Raw genomic sequence first — 2,591 nt, forward strand, 5'->3', positions numbered from 1 at the left:
ACAGGAGCTCCAGCAAGAAGTGAAAGAGTTGCTAAGTATAATCAATTAATAAGAATAGAAGAAGAATTAGAAGGTGTTGCTGAATATAGAGGAAGAAAAGCTTTCTTTAACATTAAATAAAAGAATTCCAAATAAGGCAAGTTCTTGTCTTATTTGGAATTCTTCTTTTTTCTCTACCCTTCTACAATCTTAATATACACTTTTCTATTTCTAGGGCCATCAAACTCACAAAAATATACACCTTGCCAAATACCTAAAAGTGGTTTTCCATCATTTATAATAAGTGTTTTCTCTATTCCCATATAAGATGATTTTAAATGGGCATGAGAATTTCCTTCAAAGTGCTTATAATCACCTTTTATTGGTAACACTTTATCAAGAGTTACTATTATATCTCTTACTACATCTGAATCTGCATTTTCATTAATAGTTATTCCTGCTGTTGTATGAGGACAATAAATAACTGCAATTCCATTCTTAACTTTAGATTTTTCTAATACATCCTTAATTAAGTATGTAATATCTATAAATTCTTGAGATTTATTTGTTAAAATTGAAAATTCAAATAAGTTCTTACTCATAACTTCCACCCATTTCTTCTAAAAAATTTTATAAGAATATTTTTATCATTATCTTACCATTAAATAACATCACTCTTCAAATAGATACTATGAATAATTAAGTTTCACAATAAAAACACTAATTAAAAGGAGGAAAAGATATGCAGATAGAATGTTTATTACTGATGAACGCAAAAAACTAGTATCATTTACAAATGCATTATTTAAAGAATCTGAAGCTATTGTAACTCCAAAAATACTAACCCTATATCTAAAAGTATTATCATCAAAGGAATACATACCTGAAATTCCTGGAAGTATCGCTGCAGCAGTTAGAAAAAGCGATACTCCATTACTGGATGCTTTAAATAAAGTAATTGATGGAATGAAAGAAGATTTAACTATTCAAAAAATCCTAAAAAGTTATGGTGTGAATGGAAATTAATTTATAAAATAAAAGAAAGGGAATCATAATAAAATATTACTCCCTTTCTTTTACATTACTATTTTAATAAATCTTTTATTCCATCTGCAACAAATTCAACATTTGTTCCAACTATTACTTGAATATTAGTCTTATTCATTTTTACAAATCCTTTAGCACCTATTGATTTTAATTTTTTATCATCTACTAAATCTGAGTCCTTTACTTCTAATCTTAGGCGTGTTGCACAATTATCAACATTAATTAAATTTTCTTTCCCACCTAAATATTCTATATATTTCCTGCATAAGCTTCCATCTATATTTACTGAACCTATATTTTCAGAACTTTCTTCATCATCTTCTTCTCTACCTGGCGTTGGTAAATTTAATTTTTTAATTAATGTTAAGAATATTATAAAATACAGTGGTGCTATAACTAATAATCCTATTACTAATATTAACAATGGCTTAGTTGACAAATTAAAGTTTATTGCATAATCTAAAAATCCTGCTGAGAATGTAAATCCATGCAAAACTCCAAAAGAATCTACTAAGAAGCATGATAATGCTGTTAATAATGCATGAGCAATTAATAAAACTGGTGATAAGAATATAAATAAGAATTCCATTGGTTCTGTAACACCAGTTAAAAATGCTGTAAGAGCTAATGAAATAAGCATACCTGCTACTGATTTTCTCTTTTCTTTCTTAGCCGCAAAATATATAGCAAGACCTATTGCTGGGACCCCAAACATCATAACTGGGAAAAATCCTGCCATAAAGTGACCTGCTGTTGGATCTCCTTGGAAGAATCTGGTTAAATCTCCATTAGCACCATTAAAGCTTCCAAGTTGGAACCAGAAAAATGAATTTAAAACATGATGAAGTCCAATAGGAATTAATAAACGATTGAAAAATCCAAATAAAGCTACACCTATTGGTCCCATTCCTGCAACTCCTGCTGATGCATTAGCTAATGCATTTTGAATTGTAGGCCAAACCATACCAAGTGGTATTGCTATAACAAAAGCAATTAAACCTGACATAATTGGAACAAATCTTCTTCCACCAAAGAAAGCTAAAAATTCTGGTAGTTTAACATGTCTAAACTTATTATATGCCATTCCTCCAATAAGACCTGCAATTATTCCACCTAAAAATGATATTTTAAGATTAGTTACAACATCTTCACTATAATTCATAGTCCAATACTGCTTAGTTACATTAGTTAGAGTTAAATACGCAATAACACCAGCTAGTCCAGATGCACCATTTTGGTCATCTGAAAAACCAACTGCAACACCAACTGCAAATAACAATGGCAAATTATCAAATAAAGCATTTCCTGCTGCCGCAAAGAAAGGTAAAATTGTTTTAAAAATTGGTATAAATGCTAAATGATCAATTATGTCTTGTTGACCAAGTCTCATCATTATTCCTGCTATAGGCAAGCATGCTATTGGTAGCATAAGAGATTTTCCTATACGTTGTAAAAATTTTATCATTTGTTATTCCCCCTTTAATATTCTGAGCACTCACGGAAACTCAATAAAGCCCATGGGTATGCCCTTTTTTTATTATTTTTTTTAGTTATTTCCCCCATTT

The 2,591-nt window shown here is 29.7% G+C and carries 4 protein-coding genes; 2 read left to right on the plus strand and 2 right to left on the minus strand.

The genetic code is table 11. The features are described 5' to 3' along the window. Positions 1-120 (plus strand): hypothetical protein (locus tag NNC19_RS23275; protein WP_310941080.1); only part of this gene is annotated, 120 nt, incomplete at its 5' end. Between the two features lie 53 nt (positions 121-173). Here the strand turns inward: NNC19_RS23275 and NNC19_RS23280 are convergent. Beyond that, positions 174-581 (minus strand): secondary thiamine-phosphate synthase enzyme YjbQ, encoded by a 408-nt coding sequence (locus NNC19_RS23280; RefSeq protein WP_310941077.1) that lies wholly within the window; start codon positions 579-581, stop codon positions 174-176. 151 nt (positions 582-732) lie between these two features. Between NNC19_RS23280 and NNC19_RS23285 the strand changes: the two genes are divergently transcribed. Next, positions 733-1,005: a transporter substrate-binding domain-containing protein gene (locus tag NNC19_RS23285; protein ID WP_310941078.1), complete on the plus strand. Its 273-nt coding sequence runs from the start codon at positions 733-735 to the stop codon at positions 1,003-1,005. Positions 1,006-1,063: 58 nt separating this feature from the next. Here the strand turns inward: NNC19_RS23285 and nagE are convergent, their stop codons facing one another. Further along, a complete protein-coding gene (gene nagE / locus NNC19_RS23290; RefSeq protein WP_310941079.1) occupies positions 1,064-2,491 on the minus strand; it encodes an N-acetylglucosamine-specific PTS transporter subunit IIBC in 1,428 nt (475 codons plus the stop codon). Between the last annotated feature and the right edge of the window lie 100 nt (positions 2,492-2,591).

The organism is Clostridium sp. SHJSY1 (assembly GCF_031626875.1).
Lineage (GTDB): Bacteria > Bacillota > Clostridia > Clostridiales > Clostridiaceae > Clostridium.